This is a genomic window from Bisbaumannia pacifica, assembly GCF_007989625.1.
Taxonomy (GTDB): Bacteria; Pseudomonadota; Gammaproteobacteria; order Pseudomonadales; family Halomonadaceae; genus Bisbaumannia; species Bisbaumannia pacifica.
The window spans coordinates 23,885-45,577 of sequence record NZ_BJUK01000025.1 but is presented as its reverse complement, the minus strand read 5'-3'; the positions used below and the strand labels follow the sequence as shown (position 1 = coordinate 45,577).

Annotated in this window: 27 protein-coding genes; 10 read left to right on the top strand and 17 right to left on the bottom strand. The window is 66.5% G+C overall.

All coding sequences use genetic code 11. From position 1 onward, the window contains the following. Positions 1-58 precede the first annotated feature (58 nt). Genes fliL through fliR form a run of 7 tightly spaced genes read left to right on the top strand, consistent with a single transcriptional unit; the run spans position 59 to position 4,416 of the window. Entirely contained in the window at positions 59-544 is a 486-nt protein-coding gene (gene fliL / locus HPA02_RS11530) for a flagellar basal body-associated protein FliL (protein WP_146803349.1), read from the top strand. 20 nt (positions 545-564) lie between these two features. Next, a complete protein-coding gene (gene fliM, locus HPA02_RS11525) occupies positions 565-1,617 on the top strand; it encodes a flagellar motor switch protein FliM (RefSeq protein ID WP_146803348.1) in 1,053 nt (350 codons plus the stop codon). Next, a complete protein-coding gene (gene fliN / locus HPA02_RS11520) occupies positions 1,610-2,167 on the top strand; it encodes a flagellar motor switch protein FliN (protein WP_146803347.1) in 558 nt (185 codons plus the stop codon). The genes fliM and fliN overlap by 8 nt, the downstream gene beginning before the upstream one ends. Beyond that, positions 2,164-2,586: a flagellar biosynthetic protein FliO gene (gene fliO / locus HPA02_RS11515; RefSeq protein ID WP_146803346.1), complete on the top strand. Its 423-nt coding sequence runs from the start codon at positions 2,164-2,166 to the stop codon at positions 2,584-2,586. The genes fliN and fliO overlap by 4 nt, the downstream gene beginning before the upstream one ends. Continuing rightward, positions 2,573-3,331 (top strand): flagellar type III secretion system pore protein FliP, encoded by a 759-nt coding sequence (gene fliP / locus HPA02_RS11510; RefSeq protein ID WP_146803345.1) that lies wholly within the window; start codon positions 2,573-2,575, stop codon positions 3,329-3,331. The genes fliO and fliP overlap by 14 nt, the downstream gene beginning before the upstream one ends. A gap of 22 nt (positions 3,332-3,353) precedes the next feature. Then, positions 3,354-3,623 (top strand): flagellar biosynthesis protein FliQ, encoded by a 270-nt coding sequence (gene fliQ, locus HPA02_RS11505; RefSeq protein ID WP_146803344.1) that lies wholly within the window; start codon positions 3,354-3,356, stop codon positions 3,621-3,623. 1 nt (position 3,624) lies between these two features. Next, the gene (gene fliR / locus HPA02_RS11500; protein WP_146803343.1) at positions 3,625-4,416 is read left to right on the top strand and encodes a flagellar biosynthetic protein FliR; all 792 of its coding nucleotides are present in this window, start codon (positions 3,625-3,627) and stop codon (positions 4,414-4,416) included. A gap of 60 nt (positions 4,417-4,476) precedes the next feature. Here fliR and flgL read toward each other — a convergent pair whose 3' ends face one another. From flgL to flgB, 11 genes are all read right to left on the bottom strand, one after another. Next, positions 4,477-5,691, bottom strand: coding sequence for a flagellar hook-associated protein FlgL (gene flgL, locus HPA02_RS11495; RefSeq protein WP_146803342.1), 1,215 nt, complete (start codon positions 5,689-5,691; stop codon positions 4,477-4,479). Positions 5,692-5,708: 17 nt separating this feature from the next. Further along, positions 5,709-7,358 carry a flagellar hook-associated protein FlgK gene (flgK, locus tag HPA02_RS11490; protein ID WP_146803341.1) on the bottom strand — a complete coding sequence of 550 codons (1,650 nt, stop codon included), beginning with the start codon at positions 7,356-7,358 and terminating at the stop codon, positions 5,709-5,711. 100 nt (positions 7,359-7,458) lie between these two features. Then, a complete protein-coding gene (gene flgJ / locus HPA02_RS11485) occupies positions 7,459-8,454 on the bottom strand; it encodes a flagellar assembly peptidoglycan hydrolase FlgJ (RefSeq protein ID WP_146803340.1) in 996 nt (331 codons plus the stop codon). Continuing rightward, positions 8,454-9,581 carry a flagellar basal body P-ring protein FlgI gene (locus HPA02_RS11480; protein WP_146803339.1) on the bottom strand — a complete coding sequence of 376 codons (1,128 nt, stop codon included), beginning with the start codon at positions 9,579-9,581 and terminating at the stop codon, positions 8,454-8,456. The genes flgJ and HPA02_RS11480 overlap by 1 nt, the downstream gene beginning before the upstream one ends. Positions 9,582-9,593: 12 nt before the next feature. Then, positions 9,594-10,262 (bottom strand): flagellar basal body L-ring protein FlgH, encoded by a 669-nt coding sequence (locus HPA02_RS11475; protein ID WP_244945914.1) that lies wholly within the window; start codon positions 10,260-10,262, stop codon positions 9,594-9,596. Positions 10,263-10,288: 26 nt separating this feature from the next. Then, positions 10,289-11,071: a flagellar basal-body rod protein FlgG gene (flgG, locus tag HPA02_RS11470; RefSeq protein WP_146803337.1), complete on the bottom strand. Its 783-nt coding sequence runs from the start codon at positions 11,069-11,071 to the stop codon at positions 10,289-10,291. Between the two features lie 24 nt (positions 11,072-11,095). Next, positions 11,096-11,836 (bottom strand): flagellar basal body rod protein FlgF, encoded by a 741-nt coding sequence (locus tag HPA02_RS11465; protein WP_146803336.1) that lies wholly within the window; start codon positions 11,834-11,836, stop codon positions 11,096-11,098. A gap of 14 nt (positions 11,837-11,850) precedes the next feature. Continuing rightward, positions 11,851-13,083 (bottom strand): flagellar hook protein FlgE, encoded by a 1,233-nt coding sequence (gene flgE, locus HPA02_RS11460; protein WP_146803335.1) that lies wholly within the window; start codon positions 13,081-13,083, stop codon positions 11,851-11,853. A gap of 72 nt (positions 13,084-13,155) precedes the next feature. Beyond that, entirely contained in the window at positions 13,156-13,842 is a 687-nt protein-coding gene (gene flgD, locus HPA02_RS11455; protein ID WP_146803334.1) for a flagellar hook assembly protein FlgD, read from the bottom strand. Between the two features lie 3 nt (positions 13,843-13,845). After that, entirely contained in the window at positions 13,846-14,253 is a 408-nt protein-coding gene (gene flgC, locus HPA02_RS11450) for a flagellar basal body rod protein FlgC (protein WP_146803333.1), read from the bottom strand. A gap of 27 nt (positions 14,254-14,280) precedes the next feature. Beyond that, positions 14,281-14,697: a flagellar basal body rod protein FlgB gene (gene flgB / locus HPA02_RS11445; protein ID WP_146803332.1), complete on the bottom strand. Its 417-nt coding sequence runs from the start codon at positions 14,695-14,697 to the stop codon at positions 14,281-14,283. A 163-nt stretch (positions 14,698-14,860) separates the two neighbouring features. Between flgB and flgA the strand changes: the two genes are divergently transcribed. The 3 genes from flgA to HPA02_RS11430 all read left to right on the top strand — a co-directional run bounded on the left by flgA (position 14,861) and on the right by HPA02_RS11430 (position 16,358). Continuing rightward, positions 14,861-15,547, top strand: a complete 687-nt coding sequence (gene flgA / locus HPA02_RS11440) for a flagellar basal body P-ring formation chaperone FlgA (protein WP_146803331.1) — start codon at positions 14,861-14,863, stop codon at positions 15,545-15,547. A gap of 101 nt (positions 15,548-15,648) precedes the next feature. Continuing rightward, complete coding sequence (gene flgM, locus HPA02_RS11435) at positions 15,649-15,909, top strand: flagellar biosynthesis anti-sigma factor FlgM (RefSeq protein WP_146803330.1); 261 nt, start codon at positions 15,649-15,651, stop codon at positions 15,907-15,909. Beyond that, entirely contained in the window at positions 15,909-16,358 is a 450-nt protein-coding gene (locus tag HPA02_RS11430) for a flagella synthesis protein FlgN (protein ID WP_146803329.1), read from the top strand. Before flgM ends, HPA02_RS11430 begins: the two co-directional genes overlap by 1 nt. 77 nt (positions 16,359-16,435) lie before the next feature. Here HPA02_RS11430 and HPA02_RS11425 read toward each other — a convergent pair whose 3' ends face one another. From HPA02_RS11425 to HPA02_RS11400, 6 genes are all read right to left on the bottom strand, one after another. Then, on the bottom strand, positions 16,436-17,239 hold the full coding sequence (locus HPA02_RS11425; RefSeq protein ID WP_146803359.1) for a DUF2797 domain-containing protein: 804 nt from the start codon (positions 17,237-17,239) through the stop codon (positions 16,436-16,438). Between the two features lie 29 nt (positions 17,240-17,268). After that, on the bottom strand, positions 17,269-17,526 hold the full coding sequence (locus tag HPA02_RS11420) for a YeaC family protein (RefSeq protein ID WP_146803328.1): 258 nt from the start codon (positions 17,524-17,526) through the stop codon (positions 17,269-17,271). A gap of 10 nt (positions 17,527-17,536) precedes the next feature. Then, positions 17,537-18,385, bottom strand: coding sequence for a rhomboid family intramembrane serine protease (locus tag HPA02_RS11415; protein WP_146803327.1), 849 nt, complete (start codon positions 18,383-18,385; stop codon positions 17,537-17,539). 477 nt (positions 18,386-18,862) lie between these two features. Further along, positions 18,863-19,852 carry a metallophosphoesterase gene (locus HPA02_RS11410; protein WP_146803326.1) on the bottom strand — a complete coding sequence of 330 codons (990 nt, stop codon included), beginning with the start codon at positions 19,850-19,852 and terminating at the stop codon, positions 18,863-18,865. Position 19,853: 1 nt separating this feature from the next. Then, entirely contained in the window at positions 19,854-20,735 is an 882-nt protein-coding gene (locus HPA02_RS11405; RefSeq protein ID WP_146803325.1) for an NAD(+) kinase, read from the bottom strand. A gap of 73 nt (positions 20,736-20,808) precedes the next feature. Further along, positions 20,809-21,681, bottom strand: coding sequence for a carboxylate/amino acid/amine transporter (locus tag HPA02_RS11400; protein WP_146803324.1), 873 nt, complete (start codon positions 21,679-21,681; stop codon positions 20,809-20,811). Positions 21,682-21,693 lie beyond the last annotated feature (12 nt).

The window sequence follows — 21,693 nt, the reverse complement described above, 5'->3', positions numbered from 1 at the left end:
TCATCGGGTCCGAGCCGGCTAGGGCATACTCGGGCCCATCTGTAGACAAGGAGTACCCATGGCGAACGCGACGGCAAAGGCCGGCGGCTCCCGCAAGACGGCCTGGCTGATTGCCCTACTGGTGATCCTGGTGGCGGCGGTGGCGGCGGTAAATGTCTATCTGCTGCTAGACCAGCGTGGCTCGGCCCAGGCCAGCGAGGCCGAGGCGGCCCCGGTGGAGGCCCCCAGCCCGATCTTCGTGCGGGTCGATCCCTTCACCGTCAACCTGCAGAGCGAGCAATATAGCGATCGCCTGCTCTATGTGGGCCTGACCCTCAAGGTGGGCGACGAGACGACCCAGCGAATCCTCGAGGAGCACCTGCCGCTGGTACGCAGCCGCCTGCTGCTGCTGTTCTCCGAGCAGTTCGATGAGGACCTGATCGCCCCCGGTGGTCGCCGGGCCCTGGCCGAGGAGGTGCTGCGCCTCTTCGATGAGCCCCTGACCCAGCCCCAGCCGGAACTGGCGGTGCAAGAGGTGCTCTTCACCGAGTTTATCGTGCAATAACCCACAGGCGCTTCCGCACCATGTCTCAAGACGATCTGCTCTCGCAGGAAGAAATCGATGCCCTACTCAAGGGCGTCAGTGGCGAGGAGGACGGCCCCGGGGAAAATAGCGGGGAGTCCTCGCGCATTCGCCCCTACGACCCGGCCACCCAGCATCGGGTGATTCGCGAGCGACTGCAGGCGCTGGATATCATCAACGAGCGCTTCGCTCGCCAGTTCCGCATGGGGCTGTTCAACCTGATGCGCCGCAGCGCCGATATTACCGTGGGAGCGGTGCGCTACCAGAGCTACAGCGATTTCTCGCGCAATGTACCGGTACCCACCAATATCAACCTGATCGGCATGAAGCCGCTACGCGGCTCGGCCCTAGTGGTCTTTCCTCCGACCCTGGTCTTCATGGTGGTCGACAACCTCTTCGGCGGTGACGGGCGTTTCGTCACCAAGTCCGAGGGGCGCGAGTTTACGCATACCGAACAGCGCATCATCCGACGCCTCCTCAACCTGGCCCTGGACAGCTACCAGGAGGCCTGGAAGTCGGTCTATCCCCTGGAGATCAGCTTCCTGCGCTCGGAGATGCAGGCCAAGTTCGCCAATATCACCAACTCGCCCAACGAGATCGTGGTCAACACCAACTTCCACCTGGAAGTGGGCAACCTGGCCAGCGATTTCCAGATCTGCATGCCCTTCTCGATGATCGAGCCGCTGCGGGACCTGCTGGCCAACCCCATGAGCGACTCCCAGGAGGGCGGCGACCACAAGCTGTGGACCCAGCGCATGGCCGGCGAGCTGCGTCAGTCCGAGGTGGAACTGGTAGCCGAGTTCACCACCCTCGCCTCGCAGATCGGCGAGGTGCTCTCCCTTCAGGAGGGGGATGTCCTGCCCCTGGAGCTCCCCAATACGGTCACCGCTCATGTGGATGGCGTGCCGGTAATGGAGTGCGACTACGGCAGCCAGAACGGCCAGCGCGCGCTGCGCGTGAAACGCATGATCGACCACCTCTCCCAGCACGTGCCCACCAAGACCGACTTCGTCAAGGGCGCCGTGTCGAAAGCCAAGGAAGCCAAGCATGACTGATCCCAACAAGCCCGACGATCAGAAACCCACCGAGGACGCCTGGGCCGACGCCATGGCCGAGCAGGAGGCCGCCGAGGGCAAGAGCCCCGCCGAGGAAGCCGATCCCTGGGCCGAGGCGATGGCCGAGCAGGAGGCCGCCGAGGGCAAGAGCGACACCGCCGAGGAGGCCGACCCCTGGGCCGATGCCCTGGCCGAACAGGGCGCCAGCGAGGATCAGGCGCCCCAGGCCCAGGCCGCCGGCGAGCAGGTCTTCCGCCCCCTCGGCGACAGTGGCCCCGCCGGTGCCCCGCGGGACCTCGAGATGATCATGGACATTCCGGTCAAGCTCACCGTGGAATTGGGCCGCACCCGAATCACCATCAAGCAGCTGCTGGAGCTGGCCCAGGGTTCGGTGATCGAACTGGATGGCCTGGCCGGCGAGCCCATGGATATCCTGATCAACGGCTACCTGATCGCCCAGGGCGAGGTGGTGGTGGTGGATGACAAGTACGGCATCCGCGTCACCGAGATCATCACCCCCTCCGAGCGCGTCCAGAAACTGAACCGATGAGTGACGCCAGCGATACCGCCCTCGCCGGGGGCGAGGCCCTGGTGGGCCTGGCCACCCTCGGCAAGACCGCCGCCGCCCTGGCCCTGGTGCTGGGGCTGATCTTTCTCTCCCGCTTCCTGTTGACCCGGCTGGGGCCGGGGCGTCGCGGCCAGGCACTCGACCTCCGGGTAGTGGCCAGCGCCCCCCTGGGCGGCAAGGAGCGAGTGGTGGTGGTCGAGGTGGATGACACCTGGCTGGTGCTGGGCGTGGGCGCCGCTGGCGTGACCCCGCTGCATCGCCTGCCGGCCCGGGAGGCCAGCGCCGATGAGGCCCTGGCCCGGGGCCTGGATGAGGCCGCCCGGAATAGCTTCGGCGAGCGCTTCGCCGCGGCCCTGAAGCACAACCTGGGTGGCCGGGGAGGACGTCATGGGGATCGCTAGGTCGCGCCTGGTACGCCTGTGGCCGTTGCTGGCCCTGCTGCTGGCCTGGCCCGGCCTGGGCCTGGCCCAGGAACTGCCCGGGATCACCAGCCGCCCCCTGGAGGATGGCGGTCAGCAGTGGTCGATGTCCCTGCAGACACTGCTGCTGCTCAGCAGCATGGCCTTCCTGCCGGCGCTGCTGCTGATGATGACCTGCTTCACCCGCATCATCATCGTGCTGAGCCTGCTGCGCATCGCCATGGGCACCCAGTCCACGCCCCCCAATCAGATCCTGCTGGGTCTGGCGCTGTTCCTGACCTTCTTCGTGATGTCGCCGGTGTTCGGCCAGGTCCATGAGCTGGCCTGGGCTCCGCTAAGCGCCGGCGAGATCAACTTCGATGCTTTCCTGGCCATCGCCGCCGAGCCCTTCCGGGAATTCATGCTCGGCCAGACCCGGGAGCCAGACCTGGCGATGTTCGCCGACCTGGCCGGCGCCGGCCCCTTCCAGGGGCCCGAGGACGTGCCCTTGCAGGTGCTGGTGCCCTCCTTCGTGACCAGCGAGCTGAAGACCGCCTTCCAGATCGGCTTCACCATCTTTATCCCCTTCCTGATCATCGACCTGGTGGTGGCCAGCGTGCTGATGTCGCTGGGCATGATGATGGTGCCGCCGGCGACCATCTCGCTGCCCTTCAAGCTGATGCTCTTCGTGCTGGTGGACGGCTGGCAGCTGATCATCGGCTCGCTGGCGGAGAGTTTCTATATCTAGGCCCTCGGGCAAGGAGCGACCCATGACCCCCGAAATGGTGATGAGCCTGGCCTACCAGGGCATGCAGGTGACCCTGTGGCTGGCGGGGCCCCTGCTGCTGACCGCGCTGAGCACTGGCCTGCTGGTCAGCCTCTTCCAGGCCGCCACCCAGATCAACGAGATGACCCTCTCCTTCATTCCCAAGATCCTCGGGGTCTTCGCCGTGCTGGTGATCTCCGGCCCCTGGCTGCTCAAGCGCATCACCGACTTCACCCGCGACCTCTTCGGCAATATCCCGACGATGATCTCCTGAGATGGTCGAGATCACCTTCGCCCAGCTACAGGCCTGGCTGGTCGCCTTCCTGTGGCCCTTGATGCGCATCAGCGGCTTTATGCTGGCCGCCCCCCTGTGGGGCCACTCCAGCGTCCCCAATCCGGTGAAGATCGCCTTCGCCGTGCTGGTCACGGTGGCCGCCGCCCCGCTGCTGCCGCCCCTGCCCCAGGTGCCGCTGATCTCCTGGGCGAGCCTGGGCATCGTGGTGGAGCAGCTGATCATCGGTATCGCCATCGGCCTGGTGATGCAGGTGACCCTGGCGGTGGTGCAGGCCACCGGCGAGTTTATCGGCCTCTCCATGGGCCTGGCCTTCGCCACCTTCTTCGACCCCTCCAGCGGCACCAATACCATGGTGCTCTCCCGGGTGCTCTACATGATCACCCTGCTGATGTTCCTGGCCTTCGACGGCCACCTGGTGGTGCTGGAGATCCTGGTGCGCAGCTTTAGCCTGCTGCCCATCGGCCTCCAGGGCCTCAACCCCGGGGCCTTCGAGATGCTGGCCCGCTATGGCGGTACCATCCTAATCTCGGGCATGCTGCTGGCCCTGCCGGTGATGGGCGCCCTGCTGGTGATCAGCCTGTCGCTGGGCATCCTCAACCGCTCGGCGCCCCAGCTCACCGTCTTCAATATCGGCTTCCCCACCTCGCTGACCGTAGGGCTCTTCCTGCTGATGATCCTGATGACCGACCTGGGACGTTTCCTGTCGCGACTCTTCGCCATGGGCATCGACTTTATCTATCGGCTACTCGAGGCCTTGGCGCCACTGGCCTGACGCCCCATCAAAAAAAGGGCCGCCCCGGAAGGGCGGCCCTTTCGCCTCGTTGGCCATGGCCTACAGCTGATCGAAGAGCGAGACGCCCTGAATATCGACGAAGGCCTTCTGGGCCGCCATCAGTCCCACCTGGCGCAGGCTATAGTCGGCGGCGGCCTCCACGTAGTCGAGGTCGACCAGATCGGAGAGGGTCTGCTCGTAATTGATCATGCGGTTGCCGGCCACGCTATCCACCACGTCCAGCTCGTTGAGCCGCGCCCCCACCGAGGCCCGCACGGTGAGGATATTGTCCTGGGCGTTGTCCAGCTCACGCAGGCCGGTATTCAGAGTATTGCGCCTCGCCGCCTTCTCGGCGGGGGTGTTGGCGGGCTCCTCCAGCACGGCGATGGCGTTCTCCAGGGTGCGGAACAGGTCCGGCTCCATCTCGGTGGCGCGGCCCAGGGTCAGCTCGTCGCCGGCGACGGGCGTGCCCTCGAGATCCACCGCCATCCCGGCGACTTCGAGACGCATGCCTTCGCTATAAGCCCCCGTCTGCACGCTGGCGCCTCCGGCATCGAAGATCTCGTAGTCGAAGCCGCCGGCACCATCGTCGCTAAAGACGATGCGGTGCTGCTGACCATAGGCGGGGTCAGAGAGGTCCGTGGTCAGGGGCGAGTCGTAGGTGACATTGCCGGCGTTGCCGCCGTCCGCCTTGGCCAGCAGGCCAGCGCTGGCATGCACGCTCTGGAAAATATCGGCGCCGGTATCGGTGACCGGCATCTTGCGCGCGGCATCGATCTGCTGCTCGCGATTGCGACTGTCGCCCTCGTACTGCACGGCGCCGCCGGCGTCCTTGGCGAAGGGCGGCGCGTCGTCCCGATAGCCGCCGAACAAATAACGACCATTGCCATCGGTGCTGTTGGCCTGGCCCAGCAGGGACTCGTAGAGGCCCTTGAGTTCGCTGGCCACGGAGTTGCGATCCACGTCGCTCAGCACATCGCTGGAGGCCTGCAGCAGCAGGGTCTTGGCGCGGGTAATGCCATCACTGGCGCTGTTGAGCACGCTCTCGCTCTGGGCCAGGGCATTACGGGCGCTGACCCGAGCATCCATGTACTGCTGGGTCACCGCCTTGGCCTGATCGACCCCCACGGCGCGGGACGCCGCCTGGGGGTCGTCGGAGGGCTTGCTGACCCGCTTGCCGCTGGCGATCTGCTGGCCGATCTCCAGGAAGGCGCCCTGCTGGCGGTTGAGGCTGTTGACGTTCTGCTGGAACAGGGTCTGGGTACTGATACGCATGAAAATTCCTCGCCGCCTTAGCTACGCAGGTTGAGCAGGGTATCGATGATGGTGGTGCCGGTCTCGATCACCTTGGCGTTGGCCATGTAGTACTGCTGATAACGCATCAGGTTAGCGGCCTCCTCGTCGAGGTTGACCCCGGACTCGGACTGCTGCACCGCGCTGAGCTGATCGGTCAGCCCCTGCTGGGCCTCGGCATTGACCTTGACGATATTGGTGCGGTTGCCCACGTCGCTGACCAGGGCGCCATAAGCCTGGCTAAAGGTCGCGCCGCCGCCCACCAGCTGCTTGTCCTGCAGCCCCTGCATCGCCAGGGCATTGCGGTTGTCGCCGCTGAGATCCTCTTCCCCGGCGGCGATCTTGGAGGTATCGCCGATCAGGTTGTCCATGCCCCCGGCGGCGCCCTTGAGGGGCTGTACATTGAAGCGGTCGCCGGCGGCGGGGGGACCGTTCTGAATGGTGATCTCCAGGCCGCCGAAGGAGAGCACGCCAGCGGTCAGGTCGACGTCGGCGGGATCCAGGGTGGCCCCGGTGTCCTGGCGCGTCACCACATAGTCACTGCCGTCATAGACCACGTCATAGCCGGTCGCGGCCAGGTTGGTCAGGTCGCCGGGGCCACCCACCGGATCGTTGTAGGTACCGAAGGCCACGTCCAGCGATGCGGTACCGCCATTGTTCTCATGGCTAAAGGCCTGGGGCTGGCCGAGGCCGAACATATCGCCACCGGCATCGCCGTTGAGGTCGATGCCCTGGCGGTGCTGGACGTTGAAGGCCTCGCCCAGGGAGACGGCCATCTGACCGAGCTGATTCTGCACCCGGTCCAGGCTCTCGGAGCGGAAGGTCATGATGCCGCCCAGGGTACCGCCCTGGATGACGTCTTCCTCGAGCTTGGTCAGGTTACCCGCCGGATCGCGATAGCCGATGATGGTGCGCTCGGGGTCGCTGGCGTCATTGACCGCCTCCAGTTTGAAAGCCTGGGTCCCCGCCACCAGCGGCTGGCCATTGGGCAGGCTGACGTTATAGCTCTTGCCGTCCTGGATATTAAGGCGCAGGTCGAGGCGCTCGCTCATCTCGTGGACCAGGTGGTCGCGCTGGTTGAGCAGGCTATTGGGCGCCTCGCCGCTACGCGCCCGAGCCAAGGCGATCTCGCGGTTGAGGTAGGCGAGCTCCTCGGTGGCGTTGTTGATCTGGGCGATCTCGTCACGGATCAGGCCATTGACGCCGTCCTGCATGTCCGCCAGGTAGTCGTCGAAGGAGCGGAACTGGGCGCTCAGGGTATTGGCACTGCCGATCACCCCCTGACGGGCCGCCGGGTCGGAGGGGGCCCCGGCCAGATCCTCCAGCGACGAGAAGAAGTCCTGCATCAGTGGCGCCAGGCCGGCGTCGCGATCGGCCAGCAGGCTATCGATCTGGCTGATCTGTCCCTGGTAGGTATTGAGCGCAGAGGACTTGCTGGTGGCGGCATTGAGCTGCCCCGCCACGTACTGGTTGAACTGACGCTGGATATCCTGCACCTGGACGCCGCCGCTGCCGCCGCGCCCCTCGCTGAGGATGGTCAGCTCCCGATTGTAGCCCGGGGTGTAGACATTGGTGATGTTGTTGCCGGTGGTGGCGAGGGCGTTCTGGGCGGCATTGAGGCCGCTGACGCCGATGGAGAACAGGCTCATCCTTCGCTTCCCTTGAAGATGTTGATGTCGTTATCGGCGGCGATCGCCAGAACTTTAGGACCGGCCTGGCGAGGACCGGCCTGGCGAGGACCGGCCTGGCTTAGCGGCTGGCCAGCCGCGGTCCCTCGGGCAGCGGCCCCAGGCTGTCCATGATACTGATCAGCTTGTCGGCATATTGGGGGTCGGTGGCATAGCCGCCGGCCTGCAGGGCGTGGGCGGCCTGGCGGGCATTGCCCGCCGCCGTGACCCCTGCATAGCGGGGGTTGTCGCCGATCAACCGCGCATAGTCGGTAAAGGCCTCGGCGTAGGAGCCATAGACCCGGAAGCGGTCGCTGATGCGGGTGCGCTGCCCATCGATATACTCGTGGGTGACGATCTCGGTGGTCTCGCCCCGCCAGTGCCGGCCGGCCTTGATGCCGAAGAGGTTATGGCTCTCGCCGCCATCCCGGGTGGGAATGCCACGCCGTCCCCAGCCGGTCTCCAGCGCTGCCTGGGCCAGGATCAACTCGGCGGGCACCCCGCTGGCCTCGCTGGCACGCCGGGCCGGTTCGGCCAGGCGCTCGACGAAGGCCTGCACATGCTCGGCCCGCTCGCCACTAGCGGCCCGCTCGGCGGGTGCCTCCACCGGGGTCTCGCTGCGCAGCGGCTCATCGCCGCCCGCCGGGCGGGCCGCCAGGGCCTGCATAAAGTCGACGGGGGCCTGCTCCCCCATCGACGTCAGGGGCCGCGGCGTGCCCCGCGGAATGCCGGCGATCAGCTCGCTGGCCCGCTCGTTCGGCGCCACCGACCCCAGGTGCCCCTCCAACTGCCGCACCAGCTCCTCGGCCAGGCCCATGCCGCCGCCCCGGGCGCTCAGGTGCTGGGCGAGCTGCTGGTCATGCAGCTCGGTATAGAAGCGGGTCTGCTGACTGTTCATCAGGTCGCTTTCGGGGATGGCGGCGCGCATGCTCTTGAGCATGCGCTGCAGGAACAGCGCCTCGAACTGCTGGGCGGCTCCCTCGAGGCCGGCCCGCTCGTCCTGGCGGGCGGTGTGACGCAGGCGCTGGATGCCCTGCACATCCAGGGCGAACTGGCCGGAGAGGTCGTTGGCGCTCATCACAGGATCTCCAGTTCGGCGCGCAGGGAACCGGCGGCCTTCAGGGCCTCGAGGATCGACATCAGGTCCTGGGGCGTGGCACCCAGGGCGTTGAGGGCATTGACCACCTCGGTGAGGTCGGCGCCCTCCACCACCCGCAGGTAGGCGTCCTGTTCCTGCACGCGGATCTCGGTGTCCGGCACCACCACCGTGGTGCCCTCGCCGAAGGGCGCCGGCTGGCTGACCTGGAACTGGGTATCGATGGTGATGGAGAGGTTGCCATGGGCCACGGCGGCGCGGTGCAGGCGCACGGCGCCATTGAGCACCACCGAGCCGGTGCGCGAGTTGACCACCACCCGCGCCGGGGCCTCGGTGGGGATCACGTCCAGGCTCTCGACCCGGGCCATGAAGCCGACCCGGGCATTATCGTCGAGAGGACCATCCAGGGCGATCACCCGACCGTCCCGGGCCGAGGCCACCACCCGACCGAATTCGCGATTGATGGCCGAGACCACCCGCTGGGCGGTGCCGAAATCGGCTTCCTTGAGCTCCAGCTCCAGCAGGCCGCCGTTGGCGCCCAGGTTGAGGGGTACCTCGCGCTCCACCATGGCGCCACCGGCGATCCGCCCGCTGGCCTGATGATTGACCTGCACCGAGCTCCCCCCCGCCTCGGCACCGGCACCGCCCACCAGCAGATTGCCCTGGGCGATGGCGTAGGTATCGCCGTCGGCGCCCTTGAGGGGCGTCATCAGCAGGGTGCCGCCGCGCAGGCTGCGGGCGTTACCCACCGAGGAGACCACCACGTCGAGGCGCTGCCCGGGCCGCGAAAAGGGCGGCAGGTCGGCGGTGACCATCACCGCCGCCACGTTGCGCAGCTGCATATTGGTCCCCGCCGGCACGGTGACGCCGAGCTGGGAGAGCATATTGGTCAGGCTCTGACCGGTGAAGGGCGCCTGCATAGTCTGGTCGCCGGTACCGTCCAGGCCCACCACCAGGCCATAGCCCACCAGGACGTTGTCGCGCACCCCGGCGAAGTTGGCCAGCTCGCGGATGCGTTCGGCCTGGGCCGGTAGGGCCAGCAGCCACAACAGCCCCAGGATCAGCAGGCAGGTGGCGAGTCGCGATAGCGGTCGGGTCGGGGTCATCATAGGGGCGGCCCGTCAGAAGGGTGAAATATTCAGGAAGAAGCGCTGCAGCCAGCCCATGTGCTGGGCCTCGTTGATATAGCCGTCGCCCACGTACTCGATGCGGGCATCGGCCACCTGGGTGGAGGGCACGCTGTTCTGGGCGGTGATGGTGCGCGGGTTGACCACCCCGGAGAAGCGGATGAACTCGGTGCCCTGGTTGATGGCGATCTGCTTCTCGCCGCGCACCCGCAGGTTGCCGTTATTCATCACCTCCAGCACCGACACCGTGATGGTGCCGGTAAAGGAGTTGTTGGCCTGGGAGCCACCGCCGCCATCGAAGTCGCTGGCCCCGGAGAGGTCGAAGCCGTACTCGGCGAGGGTCTCCAGGGCATCGGGCAGGGTATCGAGCTCGAGACTCGCCGAGCCGTTGCGATCGGCATTGGTGCGCGCGTTCTTGCTGGCGCTGACCTCTTCGTCCAGCACGATGGTGAGGATATCTCCCACCATGCGCGGGCGACGATCCTCGAACAGCGGCTGGTAACCGCGGCGCTCCTGATAGATGGAGCCGTTGGCCACCGGCGCCGGGCGGTCGGGAATACTGATCTGCTCCTGCTCCCCCACCACCGAGGCATGGGGGATCTGCGCGCAGCCGGCCAGGGCCAGCAGCGTCAGGGCGAGCAGGACCGGGCCGAGGTGTCGCATCATGGCTCCCATGGCGTCAAGGATCCTTAGAGCTGGGCCAGGCGGGCCAGCATCTCGTCGCTGGTCTGCACCGCCTTGCTGTTGATCTCGTAGGCCCGCTGGGTCTGGATCATGCTGACCATCTCCTCCACCACGTTGACGTTGGAGGTCTCCACGTAGTTCTGCATCAGGGTGCCGGTGCCGTTCATGCCCGGCAGGTTCTCGTTGCGCGGGCCGGAGGCGGTGGTCTCCCGGTAGAGGTTGCCGCCGATGCTCTCCAGGCCGGTGGGATTGACGAAGGTGGAGAGGGAGATCTGCCCCACCTCCTGGTTCTGGGAATCGCCGGGCACCCGCACGCTGACGATGCCGTCCTCGCCGATGGAGATCGACAGGGCGTTCTGGGGAATGATGATCGCCGGCTCCAGGGGATAACCGTTGGCGGTGACCATCTGGCCGTTCTGATCGAGCTGGAAGCTGCCGTCCCGGGTATAGCCGGTGGTGCCGTCGGGCATCAGTACCTGGAAGAAGCCGTTACCCTCGATGGCCAGGTCCCGGGAGTTGCCGGTGGCCTCGAGCCCGCCCTGATTGTGCAGGCGCTCGGTGGCCACCGGGCGCACCCCGGTGCCCACCTGCATGCCGGAGGGCAGGCGGTTCTGGATGTCGTTGTTGGCGCCGGGCTGACGCAGGTTCTGATAGAGTAGGTCCTCGAATACCGCCCGGGAGCGCTTGAAGCCGTTGGTGCCGACGTTGGCCAGGTTGTTGGAGATCACGTCCATCTGGACCTGCTGCGACTCCAGGCCGGTCTTGGCGGTCCACAGTGAAGAAATCATCGTTGTGTCGTCCTTAGTATCCGGTTAGCCCTGCAGGGAGAGCAGGCTGTTAGCACGCTGGGCATTCTCGTCGGCGCTGGAGATCACCTTCATCTGCATCTCGTAGCGCCGCGCCACGTCGATCATCGAGACCATCGACTCGATGGCACTGACGTTGCTGCCCTCCAGGGTGCCGCTGGCCAGGCGCACGGCCTCGCCCTGGGGTAGCGCCCCAGCGGGGGCGCGAAAGAGGCCGTCGTCGCCGCGCACCAGGGCCGCCTCGCCGGGGTCGACCAGCTTGATGCGCCCCACGTCCACCAGGGCATCCGCCTGCTGGCCCTCGCCGATGGCGCTGACGGTGCCGTCGGCGCCCATCGAGAGCCGTGCGCCGAGCGGCACCACCATGGGGCCGTCGTCGCCGATCACCGGGTGGCCGGCGATGCGCAGCACGCCGTCGCCGTCGACCTGGATATCGCCGCGGCGGGTATAGGCCTCGGTGCCGTCCGGGGCCTGTACCGCCAGCCAACCGTCGCCCTCGATGGCCACGTCCAGGTCACGCCCGGTGGTGCTCATGGGCCCCGGCGAGAAGTCGGCCCCCGGGGTGGTGGCGGCCACCGACACCCGGGTCGGCAGCAGGCCATCGCCCTGCACCGGCACCGCGCGCATGGCGTGCAGCTGGGCACGGAAGCCGCTGGTGCCGGCATTGGCCAGGTTGTGGCTGACCACCGCCTGCTGATCCATGCTCTGCTTGGCGCCGCTCATGGCGGTATAGAGGATACGATCCATGGCTCAGGCTCCCATCAGCGCAGGTTGATGGCGGTCTGCAGGACCTCATCCTGGGTCTTGATGGTCTGGGAGTTGGCCTGGTAGGCGCGCTGGGTGACGATCATCTCCACCAGCTCCCGGGCCATGTCGACGTTGGAGGTCTCGATGGCCCCGGACTGGATGGCGCCCAGCACCCCACTGCCCGGCGTGCCGAGCAGCTCCTGGCCGGAGGCCTGGGTCGAGCTCCAGCCGTTATCGCCCTCGGGGCTCAGGCCCTCGGGGTTGCGGAAGTTGGCCAGCACGATCTGCCCGGCGGCCACCGACTGCTCGTTGGAGTAGTTGCGCATCACGGTGCCATCCTCCTGGATGGTGATGCCCACCAGGGTGCCGGAGGTATAACCGTCTTGATCGAGGTCATTCACCGTGGAGGTATTAGCGAACTGGGTGGAGCCGGTCTGATCGAAGGCGATATCCAGCTGAGCGAAGCCTTCCCCCGTGAGATCGAAACTCAGGGTCTCAGGGGTGTAGCCACTTAGCACGCCATTGGGATCGAAGGTCAGTCCGGTCAACGCCGCCGTTGGGGTGTATTCGGGCGCTCCGGCCGGTCCGCCGCTAAGGCGCGCATTGACTTCCCAGGTATTGGCCGCGGTCTTGGTATAGAACAGGGTCAGGTTGCGGGCATTGCCCTGGGAATCGAAGACGCTAGCCGACGTGGAGTAACTGTAGGTCGTAGAATCCGTGGCATCGAAGGGGACGGTGCCCCGATCGATGACCGCCTCACCGGAATCCAGATTGAGCTTGATATCCAGGTCCTCAGTGGCATTGGCCGGCATATCGTCGGAGGGCACGTTCAGGGCCACCGGCTCGCCCCCGGCGGCGACCGCCGAGAAGGGGTCGTTGGCGTCTTCCAGGCCATAGCCCATCAGCTTGGCGCCCTGGGCATTGATCAGGTCGCCGTCGGCATTCAGGGAGAGCTGGCCGTTGCGGGAGTAGAGCACTTCGCCACCGCCCTGCTGGAAGCGGTAGAAGCCCTGGCCGGCGATGGCCAGGTCCAGGTTGCGGTTGGTGCTCTCGATATTGCCATCCTTGAAGTTCTGCAGCACCGCGCTGACCCGGGTGCCCAGCCCCACGGAGCCGGCGTAGACGTCGGCGAACTGGGCGCCGGAGCTCTTGAAGCCCACGGTCTGGGAGTTGGCGATATTGTTGCCCACCACGTCCAGCTTGGCGGCGGCGGAGTTCAAACCACTCAATGCCTGGGAAAAGCCCATCTCAACTTCCTCTGCGTCGATGAATAATGCGGGTGTCGCGCCCTGGCCGGACGTCGTTATGCTGTTGTGGCGTTACAGGATCTGCTTGACGTCATCCAGGCCCACCTGGCCATAGACGCCGCCCAGGTCGAGTCGCACGCCGTTGTCGCTCGGCGTCACCCCGCCCACCACGGCGTAGTGCAGGGCGTCGACGCTCACGGGATCCTCACCCTGGGTGGCCTCGATACGCACCCGATAGGCGCCCGGTGCGGCGATCTCGCCGTCGCTGGTCTCTCCATCCCAACTGAAGGAGTGGACGCCGGCGTCCACCGCTCCCAGCTCGTAGCGGTTGATCACCTGGCCGCTGTCATTGACGATGGTCGCCGTGACATTATCCGCGGGAGCCGCCAGTTCCACGCCGAAGGGGGTGGTATGGGCATTGCCCTCGTCATCGGTCTGTAGCAGCACCCGATTCCCCGGCACCATGACCCCCTTGCCGATCAGGGCACTGGCCTGCAGCTGCTGCCCCGCGTCGATCTGGGAGGTGATGCCGTCGAGGGTCTCGTTGAGCTGCTCGATACCGCTGACGGTATTGATCTGCGCCAGCTGTGAGGTCATCTCCGCGTTCTCCATGGGATTGAGCGGATCCTGATTCTGCAGCTGGGTGATCAACAGCGTCATGAAACTCTCGCGGAGCTCCTGGGACTGGCGCGGCCCCAGGCCGGCGTTACCGCCACCATTGACGCTGTTGAGGACGTTATTGCCGATCGGCGAGGTCATGGCTTAGCCCTCGCCCAGGGTCAGGGTCTTGAGCATCAGCTGCTTGCTGGTGTTCATGACCTCGACATTGGCTTGGTAGGAGCGCGAGGCGGAGATCATATTGACCATCTCATGGGCCGGCTCGACGTTGGGCATGGTCACATAGCCCTGATCATCGGCCAGCGGATGCTCGGGGCGATACTCCATGCGCATGGGGCTGGGGTCCTCCACCACCTGGGTGACACGCACCCCGCCGACGCCGTGGCGGCCCTGGGCCTGGGTCTCGAACATCACCTGCTTGGCGCGATAGGCCTCGCCATCGGGCCCGGCGACGCTATCGGCGTTGGCCAGGTTGCTGGCGGTCACGTTCATGCGCTGGGCCTGGGCGCTCATCGCCGACCCGGAAATATCGAAGACGGAAAACATCGACATCTGGCTGCTCCTTTAGCCGAGGGACGATCACTCGGGCTGCATGGCGTTCTTGAGGCCCTGGATACGGCTGTTGATCATGGTCAGGGCGGCCTGATAACGCACCGCGTTATCGGCGAACTGGGTACGCTCGCGATCCATATCCACGGTGTTGCCGTCCAGGCTGGGCTGGTCCGGCACTCGGTAGAGCAGGTCATGGAAGCCGCCGCTGGCCATGCCCTGCCCCGGCAGGTGCCGCGCCGAGGTGGTGGCCAACTCGAGGCCGCCACCGCTGGCCCGCCCTTGGCTCATCACCCGGGAGAGTTCGCCGGCGAAGTCGATATCCCGCGCCTTGTAGTTGGGGGTATCGGCGTTGGCGATATTGCTGGCCAGCACCTCGTGGCGCTGACTGCGCAGGTTCAGGGCCTCCTGATGGAAGCGCAGCGACTCAGACAGCCGATCGATCATGGGCACGTCCCCGTAGCCGATAGAAAAAGACGAGGGTGAAGGATAGCCAGGCCGCTGTCAGGGCAAAGGGATAAACAGCCGCGGAATTCACGGTCAATTCATCTGCTATGGCCCCGCCAGGCGGCATAGAATCGTAGTCCTCACTTCTTCCTGGCGACGCCCTATGTCTCTGCTGCTACGCTTGCTGATCTTGCCCCTGGCGCTGCTCCTGGCCCTACCGGCGGCGGCCAAAGGCGACGATGCCCCCCTGTTCGAGGCGGTCCATGCCTTCCTGTATGAGCAGAGCCAGGCACTCGGCGACGAGGTGATGATCGAGGTACATCCGCCGGCGGGCCAGTTTCCCGCCTGCCAGGCGCCGGAGCCCTTCCTCCCCGGTCAGCGGGAGCTCGCCCCGGGGCGGGTCTCGGTGGGCGTGCGCTGCGGCGAGGAAGGCCGCCAGGTACGCTACCTGCAGGCCGAGCTCAGCGTCTTCGGCGAGTACCCGGTGGCGGCGCGGGACCTGGCCGCCGGCGAAACCCTTCAGCGCGACGACCTTCGCCTGGCGCGCGGCGACCTGGGGCGTCTGCCACGCCAGGCAGTGCGCGAGATCGAGGCGGCCCTGGGCCAGCAACTGACTCGCTCCCTGCGGGAAGGTAGCCACCTGCTGGAGGCGATGCTGCGCACCGAGCCCCTGGTGGAACGTCGCCAGCGGGTGGTGGTCGAGGCGCGGGGCCAGGGCTTTCGGGTCAGCCGCGAGGGCGAGGCCCTGGAAGCCGGGGGCCGCGGCGAGCGGGTGCGGGTGCGCCTGACCAACCGCGAGATCATCGAGGCCGAGGTGATCGGCGACGCCCGCCTGGCCGTTATCTTTTAGCGGCACCATCCCCGAGGCGGGAATTTTCTTGAGGGCGGGGTTAAAGTCAGCGGCGCGAGCGCCGATAATAGAAGCAGGCACCCCGGCGAGAGGCATTAGGCGTGAAAATCGACAACTCCCATCCCCCCCAGCGGCCCACTCAGCTGGAATCCCAGCGTCAGGAAAAGGCGGCCCCCAAGAGCGCGAGCGGCCAGCCCACGCCGGCGGCGGTGGCACACCTCAGCCAGCAGGCCCAGGACAGCCGTCAGGATATCGATAACGTGCGGGTCAACGAGATTCGCCAGGCGATCAGCGAGGGTCGCCTGGAGATTCGTGCCGAGCGCATCGCCGACGGCCTGATCGAGAGCCTCAAGGAGCTCTGATGGGCCTCGCCGCGCACCTCTCCCGCCAGCAACGGCACCTCGATGCCCTGCTCGACGCCCTGCGCCAGGAAACCGCCGCCCTCGCCCGGGCCCAGGTGGATGGCGACGAGCTGGCCGGCCTGGCCGAGACCAAGCAGCGCCTGTTCGGGGAACTCGACACCCTGGAGACGCAGCGCCGCCAGGCCCAGGCCAGGCTGGGCTACCCGGAGGGGCGCGAAGGCGCCCGCCAGGCCGCCCTCGATGCCGGCTGTCCGGACGCCTGGCAGGCGCTGATGGCCCTGGCCGAGCGGGTTCGCGAGCTCAATGCCACCAATGGCGAGCTGATTCTCGAGCGCATGCGCCAGAATCAGCAGATGCTCGACTTCCTGCGCGACGCCGCCGGCAAGCCTCTCTATGGCCCCGACGGCCAGGCCCGCAAGCGTGCCAGCCGGGTCAGCTCACAGGCCTAGTCCTCTACGCCGAATACGACGACGCCCGGGCCCCTGACTCGAGTCAGGGCCCGGGCGTCGTGTTTTTTCGGGTGACCTCAGGCCGCCTCGAGGGTGACCTCGTAGCCGGTAAACTTGCGCAGGTTGATCACCCCGCTGTCGAGGATCAGGTACTGCCCCTTGAGTCCCATCAGGGTCCCCTCCACCACCGGTCGCTTGTCGAAATTGTGGGAGACGATCTTGCGCGGGAATTCCAGCACCGGGTAATCGAGCGCGACCGGGGCGGCCTCGAGCACGCGGATCGCCTCATCACCGAAGCGCTCGCGCAGCGCCGCCAGGCCGCTATCCAGCCGCGCCAGCAGCCGATCCCGCTCGGCGACCAGGTCCAGGGGCTCGACCTCCCCCTTGAGCATGGCCCGCCAGTTGGTGCGATCGGCCACCTCCTCCTTGAACAGCATCTCCACGAAGCCGGACTGCTGGCGAGTCGCCACCTCGAGGATCGGCAAGGCCTGGATGGCGCCCTGGTCGAGCCAGCGGGTCGGCACCTGGGTACCCCGGGTAATGCCCACCTTGAGTCCAGAGGAGTTGGCCAGATAGACCACATGGGGCTGGAAGCAGTGACGCTCGGCCCAGGCCGGCTCGCGGCAGGTGCCGGCGAAGAAGTGGCAGGTCTCCGGCTTGATGATGCAGGTGTCGCACTGGGCGAGCTTCTTGAAGCAGGGATAGCAGTAGCCCTGGGCGAAGCTCTTCTTGGTGGCCCGACCACAGTGGGTGCAGGCGATGGCGCCGCTCCAAGTCAGCCGTACCGGCCGACCGAGGCAGGCATTGAGGTCGACTCGCTGGTCGCCGGCGCGAAACGCATAGTGGGCCGGCTCGCCCCCCGCCCCCGGCTCGATGGCCATCTTGCTCAGGCAGCCGCTGGCCAGCGTGGTCAGTTCACCCACTTGATCTCATCCTCGCCGTCCTGTTGGGAGGCGCAACCGGCGCGCTCCAGGTAACCGACCCGTGACGCTTCCGGCACCTCGTGCTCCACCTCGTACTTGAGCACCGCTTCCAGGCAGAGCTCCAGTTGCGCCTCGCTGAGGCGGCGCCCATCGGGCCACTTGCGCAGCTCCACCGCCTGCTTGAGGCTGGCATAGATCGCCGGTGTCATCTGGCGAATCATCTTTTCGAAGGTCATCTCGCTCATGGTCACTTCCTCAGGATTGGCGGGCCCGGGCCGAATCATACCAGCCCAGGATCAGGCCCACGACCAGGCCGCCGAGATGGGCCTCGTTGGCCACGTTGCCGAAACCCACCGCCGCGGCCATGTCGGTCATGGTGAAGACCATCCAGCCGAGCATAAAGACCACCAGCATCTGGGGCACGAAGAAGCCGCTGCCGGGGGCGCGCCGCGACATCAGCCACACATAGCCGAGCAGGGCGAAGTCGACCCCGGACATGCCGCCGAAGAGCACCGTGCCGGTGGCGTACTGGGCCAGGTTGCCGCCCACCCCGCTCAACAGCACGATCAGCAGCATGCGCCCCCGACCCCGCAACGCCTCGATCTGGCGGCCGAAGTACCAGAGCCAGAGCATATTGAAGATCAGGTGCATCCAGCCGAAGTGCAGCAGCGCCGGGGTAAACAGCCGCCAGGGCTGGCCGAGGAGGACATCGCTCATGTCGCCCACCACCAGGCTGCCCCGGGCCACCGCCAGGGGCACGATGGCAAGCCAGGCGATGACCAGATCGCCGAATAGCGCCATCAACCCGAAGACCGCCACACAGGCGGCCAGCAGGCTGGCGGTGACCGGTGCCAGGCGGAAAGGCATCGACCAGGCCGGGGCTTGGGTCGCGGCGCGCGGGGCACGTCCCTGGGGCATCAGCGGCTCGCCGCGCCGCCAGCGCTCGACGAGTTGCAGCAGCTGCTGATACTGGTCGGGATCGGCCAGCCACAGGGTGTAGCCCTCCTCGTCCTCGGTGAAGCGGTGGCCGATGCGGTGGGCCCAGAGGGCTTGACGCAGCGGGCGGGTATCCACATCGCGGGGCAGGGTCAACACCTTGTACATGGGGCATGCGGTCCTCGAAGGGTTCCCGGCTAGTTTACCATCGGCGTTGCCAGCGTCGGTAAGCAGGCCGCCGCGACCACCAGGCCATCCCGGCCGGCGTCTTCCTATGCTGGGGCCCGGGGCTACCCTGGGGGCAGGCACTACGCAAAGACGCTGTGAATCCGTCCATGGACGCTCGACTTTTTCGTCCCTGAAAAAGACGCTTTGCTCCGGCCTGCCCCCAGCGCCCCTAAGCAATTCAAACGGTGATGCCATAGCCGGGCCTAAGAAACTAATGGAGTAGCCTCGGCTGGAACCGGGATCAGCGGGCCGCCGCGGCCATTTTTGACAATCGCAAATTTGACAATCGCAAAAGAAAAAGTCCGGCGGAGGGGGCCGCCGGACAAGAGCAAGGGATCATTCAAGGGAACACCTATTGAGATGGCCGGATGGTGACTTGGTTCGGCGCCGTTCCCGGGAATTTTGTAATTCTTTGTATCAATCGCAATCGATCTCCCAGGGGCGCGGCCGGGCCTGCTCATCCCGGGGCACCTCCACCCAGACGAAGCGGTCGGCATTGAGGCGTGCCTCGCCGCTCCAGCGGTAGGCCACCAGGCGACCGAACTTGACCGCGCTGTAGTCGAGGCAGGCGATGTTCGGGACCGGCAGGGCCGGAATACCCTCGCACCAATAGTGACCGATAAACAGCGGCGGCTCCTCGGGCCCGTAATAGCTGAGGCTGGCCCGCTCGCTGTGATTCAGGGGCCGCCACTCCAGATCACCGGGCAGGTTGTCGGGCTGGAAGACCACGTCTCCGTAGGTGCGCGGGTGGCGGGCCCAGAAGTGGGTGCGGAAGCTCTGGCGGGTAAAGCCGTCCCCGGAGTGGATGCGCACGTTTTCCGGCAGGCGCAGGTGACTGCCTCGGGTCAGGCGATCGAGGATGCGAAAGGCCTCGCTGCCGGGGTGCACCGACTCGCGCAGGAAGGCATCGTCCATGCGCGCCTCGGGCAGCCGCGCCCGGAGCGCCGCCACCAGGGCATGATCCCAGCAGGCATGCACCACCCGCAGCCCCTCGAGCTCCAGCACCAGCGGGATCTGCATAAACCAGGCCAGGGTATCGTCCCACTCCGCCGGGTGATCGTGGTACTGCTCCAGGGTCTCCTTGATGATGCGGTTATGGCGGGGGCTATGAGGCCGCAGCCAGCCCTGCCCCTCGGCGCCGGGGTGGCAGTAGGCCAGAGCGTTGTATTCGTGATTGCCCATCACGATCAGCGCCTCGCCCTCCTCCACCATGCGACGGGCGATGCGCACCGCCAGGCGAATACGCGGTCCCCGATCGATCAGGTCACCCAGGAAGATCACCCTGCGCCGGGGATGACGGTAGACGCCGCCGCGCTGGTGGTAGCCCAGCTTCTCGAGCAGGGCCCCCAGGGTGGCGCCACAGCCGTGCACATCACCGATCAGGTCATAGCCTTCGACGCGATTCATGTCAGCTCCCCAGACGGCTGCCCCAGCCGAGCTTGCTGCGGCACACCTCGTAGAAATTATGGCCCGGCGGATGCACCAGCTTCAGCCGCTGGGGCTTGCGGCGCACGTAGAGGACGTCGTCGGGCTTTGAGACCACTCGAGTCTGGCCGTCGCAGCTGACATGGGGGTAGGCCTCGTTGGTTTCGCCGATATGAATGCGAATCTCCGAGGCGGCATCGATGACGATGGGGCGACTAGAGAGAGTGTGCGGGAACATCGGCACCAGGGTGATGGCGTCGATGCGCGGATGGACGATGGGCCCGCCCCCGGAGAGGGCATAGGCGGTAGAGCCGGTGGGGGTGGCGATGATCAGCCCATCGCTGCGCTGGCTGTAGACGAACTGGTCGTCGATAAACAGCTCGAACTCGATCATGCGCACCGCCTTGCCGGGATGCACCACCACGTCGTTGAGGGCATCGGCGCCACCCACCGGGGTGTCGTTGCGATAGACCTCGGCGTCGAGCAGGAAGCGCTCCTCGATCGCGTAGTCACCGCCCAGCACCTGGCCGACCTTCTCCTCCAGGTCGTCAGGGGAGATATCGGTGAGAAAGCCCAGGCGCCCGCGATTGACCCCCAGCACCGGCGTACCGCTGCGGCAGAAGGCGCGGGCCGCCCCGAGCAGGCTGCCGTCACCCCCCACCACGATCACCAGGTCGCAGATCTCGCCCAGCAGGCTGCGGCTGGCCTCCTGCTGGCCATGCTCGAGTAGCACGGTGGCGGTGCGATCCTCGAGGATCACATGGTAGCCGCCCTCATGGAGAAAGCGGATCAGGCGCTTGAGGGTCTCCACGACCTTGGCGCTGCCCAGGCGGCCGATCAGGCCGATGGTCTTGAAGGCTGTCATAGGCTCGGCGTCTCCCTTCGAGGCCGCTCATTATGCGGTCCCGACAGACCCCGAGCAAACTTGGCTTGGTGATTCAGGCCCGCACCACGAGGCTCCGGCGACGCACCCACCATTCGTTGACCAGCAAGGAGGCCACGATGATGGCGCCCCCCAGGGCCAGGCGCGACAGGTCCGCCTCGCGGTTCCAGATCAGCAGGTTGACCAGCAGTCCCGCCGGGACCAGGGCGTTGTTCATGATCGCCAGGGCGCCGGCATCCACCCGTGTCGCCCCCTGGTTCCACAGGAAGTAGCCGAGCCCCGAGGCCACCAGCCCCAGCCAGGCCAGCACGCCCCAGTGCAAGGGGGTGGTAGGCAGCCGCTCGACATTGCCGAACAGCAGGAAGGCGAGCACCACCAGCGCCAGGGCGCCCAGATAGAACCAGCCGAAGGCGCCATGCCGGGGCAGGTCCTCGGGCAGCCGCGGCGCCAGATGACGGTAGGCCACCTGGCCGAAGGCGAAGCACAGGTTGGCGCCCTGCACCACCAGGAACCCCAGCCAGAAGCCGCCGTCCACGCCGTCATAGCGGATCACCGCCGCCCCCAGGACGGCGATGGCCGCGGTGACCAGGTAGAATGGCGAGAAGCGCCGGGCCAGGGCATCGTCGAGCAGGGTCACGTAGAGCGGCGTGAAGATGGTGAAGAGCAGCACCTCCGGCACCGACAATAGCAGGAAGGACTGGTAGAAGAAGATATACATCAGCCCCAGCTGGATAGCACCGATCCCCATCAGCGCCAGCTTCTGACCTCCCGGCAACCGGCGCGGCCTCAGGAAAGGCAGGAACAGCAGGGTCGCCAGGACGATACGCACCAGCACCGCGAAGTAGCTGTCCACCTGACCGGACAGGTAGACGCCGATCAACGAAAAGGAGAAGGCCCAGAGGCCGGTGACTCCGATCAGATAGCCCATGGTAAACCCCTA